The sequence below is a fragment of the Thermoanaerobacter sp. YS13 genome (genome assembly GCF_000806225.2).
GTDB lineage: Bacteria > Bacillota > Thermoanaerobacteria > Thermoanaerobacterales > Thermoanaerobacteraceae > Thermoanaerobacter > Thermoanaerobacter uzonensis.
Window position 1 is genome coordinate 301,804 of the sequence record NZ_JOOI01000003.1, and the last position, 6,000, is coordinate 307,803.

4 protein-coding genes are annotated in these 6,000 nt (G+C 32.4%); all 4 read left to right on the forward strand.

Translation table 11 applies throughout. The annotated features are described in order from the left end of the window. The first annotated feature begins 93 nt into the window (after positions 1-93). A complete protein-coding gene (locus THYS13_RS13680) occupies positions 94-1,788 on the forward strand; it encodes an AAA family ATPase (RefSeq protein ID WP_042835096.1) in 1,695 nt (564 codons plus the stop codon). Between the two features lie 25 nt (positions 1,789-1,813). Continuing rightward, on the forward strand, positions 1,814-3,514 hold the full coding sequence (locus THYS13_RS13685; RefSeq protein WP_042835076.1) for an ATP-binding protein: 1,701 nt from the start codon (positions 1,814-1,816) through the stop codon (positions 3,512-3,514). A 25-nt stretch (positions 3,515-3,539) separates the two neighbouring features. Beyond that, positions 3,540-5,234, forward strand: coding sequence for an ATP-binding protein (locus tag THYS13_RS13690; RefSeq protein WP_042835077.1), 1,695 nt, complete (start codon positions 3,540-3,542; stop codon positions 5,232-5,234). 339 nt (positions 5,235-5,573) lie between these two features. Further along, the coding region (locus THYS13_RS13695) for an Rpn family recombination-promoting nuclease/putative transposase (protein ID WP_042835097.1) at positions 5,574-6,000 on the forward strand (427 nt) is incomplete at its 3' end.

Consider the following 6,000-nt stretch of genomic DNA (forward strand, 5'->3'; position numbering starts at 1 on the left):
TGTCATTCTGAGGCGAAGCCGAAGAATCTCATGCATAAAGGAATACAAAAAATGCAAAAAAGTATTAAAAAAGAAAAGAAAGAGGGTGTAGAGATGAAGAAAATACCCTATGGGATGTCCAATTTCAGAGCGATGAGAGAAGAAGGATACCTGTATGTAGACAAAACGATGTATATAGAGAAGATAGAGAACTTAAATAGCAAATACCTGTTTTTCATAAGGCCGAGGAGGTTTGGGAAAAGTCTTTTTCTTTCCACATTAGAGAACTACTATGACATAAACAATGAGAAAGACTTTGAGAAACTATTTGGTGACTTATATATAGGGAAGAAGCCAACAAAGCTAAAGAACAGTTATATGATACTCAAGCTGAATTTTTCAGGATTAGATACAGGCAATAGAGACAGGTTAGAAATATCATTCAAGCAAAACCTAATTGATTCAATAAGCAGCTTTTTAAACAAATACCAAAGCATATTTAAAGACATAGACGAAATAAAAGAGCATGTCAAAGAGAAATCAGATATAAAATCAATAATAAACCAGCTAATTGAGGAAGTAGAAAAAGTAGGTAAAAAGGTATACCTAATAATAGACGAATATGACCATTTTGCCAATGACATAATAGCGATGGGTGAGAGTGAATTTTACAGAGAGATAGTGAGAGCATCAGGATTTGTAAGAGACTTTTATGAGACATTGAAGATAGGGACAGAGAGTGTAATAGACAGGATATTCATAACAGGGATATCTCCAATAATGTTGGACGACTTAACAAGTGGATTTAACATAGCATTAAATGTCACAATGGATTTAAGCTTAAATGAGATGCTGGGATTTACAGAAGAAGAAGTAGTGAAGATACTAGAAGAAGTAGGGATAGAGGAAAAAGAGAATTTAATAAATAACTTAAGTGAATTATACGATGGCTATAAATTCAACAAAAATGCCAGGACAAGGGTATACAATCCAGACATGGTACTATACTTTTTAGCACAATACAAAAACACAGGAGGATATCCAGAGTATCTAATAGACGACAATGTAAAGACAGACTATGGTAGGTTAAACAGGCTTACGATGAATGAAGAGAACAAGGTATTGCTAGAGAGGATCATAAAAGAGGAAGGGATAGTAGCGGAGATAGTAACAAAATTTTCATTTGACAGAATGTACGACGAAGAATACTTTGTATCACTGTTATTCTATATGGGATTACTCACTATAGAGAGGCAAGAAAAAACAAGATTATTTTTAAAAATACCCAATTACGTAATCAAGACAATAATGTGGGAATATATAGAAACGAACTTAAAGAAAGAATACAAAATTAATCTTGACCTAAATGAGTTAAGGAAGACCATAGAAGAGATGGCGTATGAAGGGAGAATAAAACCGTATATAGAGTATATAAGCCAGAACGTGCTAAAGGTGCTTTCGAACAGGGACATAATAAACTTTGATGAAAAATATATCAAAGTGATATTAATTACGTATCTTGTAAACAGTAAAGCCTATAGGCCAATAAGTGAGAGGGAGACAGAAGGAGGATATATAGACATATACTTGGAGAGGGACATAAGGATACCAGATATAAAATACGAGTGGTTGATAGAGCTAAAGTATGTAAAGAAGAGTGAGAAAGGCAAAGTAGACAAGATAAAAGAAGAAGGAATAAAGCAGCTTAAGAGGTATAGAGAAAGTAAAGGGCTAAAAGAGAGAAAAGATGTAAAGCAGGCGCTAATCATATTCATAGGCAAGGACGAATACCAAGTAATAGAAGTGTAAAAAAGAAAAGAAAGAGGTGGTAGAGATGATGAAAATACCCTATGGGATGTCCAATTTCAGAGCGATGAGAGAAGAAGGATACCTTTATGTAGACAAAACGATGTATATAGAGAAGATAGAGAACTTAAATAGCAAATACCTGTTTTTCATAAGGCCGAGGAGGTTTGGGAAAAGTCTTTTTCTTTCCACATTGGAGAACTATTATGACATAAACAATGAGAAAGACTTTGAGAAACTATTTGGTGACTTATATATAGGGAAGAATCCAACAAAGCTAAAGAACAGTTATATGATACTCAAACTGAATTTTTCGGGCCTAAACACAGAAAACAAAGACCAACTAAAAGAGTCATTTTTGTTAAGTGTGAAAAATTCAATAAATGCTTTATTAGGCAGATACGAGGGTATATTAGGAAATACGGAAGAAATAAGGGAGAAAATTGACCAAATAACTGATATAAATGCAGTTATAATGACGCTAATAAATGAAGTAAAGAAAGTAGGTAAAAAGATATACCTAATAATAGACGAATATGACCATTTTGCCAATGACATAATAGCGATGGGTGAGAGTGAATTTTACAGAGAGATAGTGAGGGCATCAGGATTTGTAAGAGACTTTTATGAGACATTGAAGATAGGGACAGAGAGTGTAATAGACAGGATATTCATAACAGGGATATCCCCAATAATGTTGGACGACTTAACAAGTGGATTTAACATAGCATTAAATGTCACAATAGATTTAAGCTTAAATGAGATGCTGGGATTTACAGAAGAAGAAGTGGTGAAGATACTAGAAGAAGTAGGGATAGAGGAAAAAGAAAGAGAAAAATCATTAGAAGAATTAAAAGAATTATACGATGGTTATTTATTTAGTGCAGAAGCGGAGAAGAGGATATACAATCCCGACATGGTATTGTATTATCTTGACAGCATAGTAAGATACAAAAAACCGCCTAGAAATTTAATAGACGACAATGTAAAGACAGACTATGGCAGGCTAAACAGGCTTACAATGAATGAAAAGAACAGGGCATTATTAGAGAGGATCATAAAAGAGGAAGGGATAGTAGCGGAGATAGTAACAAAATTTTCATTTGACAGAATGTACGACGAAGAATACTTTGTATCACTGTTATTCTATATGGGATTACTCACGATAGAGAGGCAAGAAAAAACGAGATTATTTTTAAAAATACCCAATTACGTAATCAAGACAATAATGTGGGAATATATAGAAACGAATTTAAAGAAAGAATACAAAATTAATCTTGACTTAAATGAGTTAAGGAAGACCATAGAAGAGATGGCGTATGAAGGGAGAATAAAACCGTATATAGAGTATATAAGTCAGAACGTGCTAAAGGTGCTTTCGAACAGGGACATAATAAACTTTGATGAAAAATATATCAAAGTGATATTAATTGCGTATCTTGTAAACAGTAAAGCCTATAGGCCAATAAGTGAGAGGGAGACAGAAGGAGGGTATATAGACATATACTTGGAGAGGGACATAAGGATACCAGATATAAAATACGAGTGGTTGATAGAGCTAAAGTATGTAAAGAAGAGTGAGAAAGACAAAGTAGACAAGATAAAAGAAGAAGGAATAAAGCAGCTTAAGAGGTATAGAGAAAGTAAAGGGCTAAAAGAGAGAAAAGATGTAAAGCAGGCGCTAATCATATTCATAGGCAAGGACGAATACCAAGTAATAGAAGTGTAAAAAAGAAAAGAAAGAGGTGGTAAAGATGAAGAAAATACCCTATGGGATGTCCAATTTCAGAGCGATGAGAGAAGAAGGATACCTGTATGTAGACAAAACGATGTATATAGAGAAGATAGAGAACTTAAATAGCAAATACCTGTTTTTCATAAGGCCGAGGAGGTTTGGGAAAAGTCTTTTTCTTTCCACATTGGAGAACTATTATGACATAAACAATGAGAAAGACTTTGAGAAACTATTTGGTGACTTATATATAGGGAAGAATCCAACAAAGCTAAAGAACAGTTATATGATACTCAAACTGAATTTTTCGGGCCTAAACACAGAAAACAAAGACCAACTAAAAGAGTCATTTTTGTTAAGTGTGAAAAATTCAATAAATGCTTTATTAGGCAGATACGAGGGTATATTAGGAAATACGGAAGAAATAAGGGAGAAAATTGACCAAATAACTGATATAAATGCAGTTATAATGACGCTAATAAATGAAGTAAAGAAAGTAGGTAAAAAGATATACCTAATAATAGACGAATATGACCATTTTGCCAATGACATAATAGCGATGGGTGAGAGTGGATTTTACAGAGAGATAGTGAGGGCATCAGGATTTGTAAGAGACTTTTATGAGACATTGAAGATAGGGACAGAGAGTGTAATAGACAGGATATTCATAACAGGGATATCTCCAATAATGTTGGACGACTTAACAAGTGGATTTAACATAGCATTAAATGTCACAATAGATTTAAGCTTAAATGAGATGCTGGGATTTACAGAAGAAGAAGTAGTGAAGATACTAGAAGAAGTAGGGATAGAGGAAAAAGAGAATTTAATAAATAACTTAAGGGAATTATACGATGGCTATAAATTCAACAAAAATGCCAAGACAAGGGTATACAATCCAGACATGGTACTATACTTTTTAGCACAATACAAAAACACAGGAGGATATCCAGAGTATCTAATAGATGACAATGTAAAGACAGACTATGGTAGGCTAAACAGGCTTACGATGAATGAAGAGAACAAGGCATTATTAGAGAGGATCATAAAAGAGGAAGGGATAGTAGCGGAGATAGTAACAAAATTTTCATTTGACAGAATGTACGACGAAGAATACTTTATTTCTCTTCTATTTTATATGGGCTTATTAACAATAAAAGATTACAAGTACAATATCTTAGAACTTGGCATACCTAATTACGTAATAAAAACAATGTATTGGGAGTACTTCGGTAGAAAATTAAAGGAAGAGAACAACATAAAATATGAAATGCTGGAAATAGCAAAAGCCATATGGGAAATGGCATTTGAAGGGAAAATAAAGAACTTTATAAAATTTATAAGTGAAAAAGTTCTAAAAGTATTATCCAATAGAGATACAATAAAATTTGATGAAAAATATATAAAAATAATACTCTTTTCATACTTGACAATGAGTAACATATACAAGCCTATAAGTGAGAAAGAAACAGAGGGAGGTTATATAGATATTTATTTAGAAAAAGACATAAGAATGCCAGATGTAAAATACGAATGGTTGATAGAGCTAAAGTATGTAAAGAAAAGTGACGAAAAATATATTGGGGAGATAATAGAAAAAGGGAAAGAACAATTAAAGAGATACCGTGAAAGTATGCAATTTAAAGATAAACAAAATTTAAAGAAAGCATTAGTGGTATTTATAGGAAAAGGAGATTACAAAATATTTGAAGAGTAATGAGAAGAAAGTTATCCAGCATCAGGAAGGAATAATATCAGACTTCAAAGGTTTACTATAATCTTTTCATGGAATATCATTCTATAAAATTATAAAAAATTCCTTTGGAAAAGAAGGAAAATGTAAATTTACGTCGAATATATATTATTGTTCACTCTAAATTTTGACATGATCCGATAGGACTTATGAGGCTGTTTCGGCGCCCATAAGTTCTATTGGTGGTATATAGATACAGAAGCGGAGGCGGTGCTATTTAAGCACTTGCGCCCGCAGAGTGAGGTTTTATCTTTTTTATTTCCTGCAGTAGTCAAAAATGATGTGATATAATATAGGTGAGATATGATGGAAACTGATAAAAATAAAAAGAATTTAAATGCCCCTCATGATAAAGGTTATAAATATCTACTTTCTCATAAAAAAGTATTTATTGAACTTTTAAGAAGTTTTGTCAAAAAAGATTGGGTAAATGAAATAGACGAATCTAAAGTAATACGAATAAACAAATCCTTCATATTGCAAGATTTTAAAAATAAAGAGGCTGATTTGGTTTATCAAGTAAAATTGAAGGATAAAGAAGTTTTCTTTTATATATTGTTGGAATTACAATCAAAAGTTGATTTTCAAATGCCATACAGATTGTTATTATATATAATTGAAGTGTGGAGAGAAATTCTTAAAGATACATCATTAAACCAGCAAAAAAGGAAGGACTATAAATTACCAGCGATTATTCCTATTGTGTTGTATAATGGTGTTAATAGATGGA

Bases quoted from the DNA above. Each gene is read 5' to 3' on its own strand.
- THYS13_RS13685 (WP_042835076.1), top strand. From the start codon at position 1,814: ATGATGAAAATACCCTATGGGATGTCCAATTTCAGAGCGATGAGAGAA.
- THYS13_RS13680 (WP_042835096.1), top strand. From the start codon at position 94: ATGAAGAAAATACCCTATGGGATGTCCAATTTCAGAGCGATGAGAGAA.
- THYS13_RS13690 (WP_042835077.1), top strand. From the start codon at position 3,540: ATGAAGAAAATACCCTATGGGATGTCCAATTTCAGAGCGATGAGAGAA.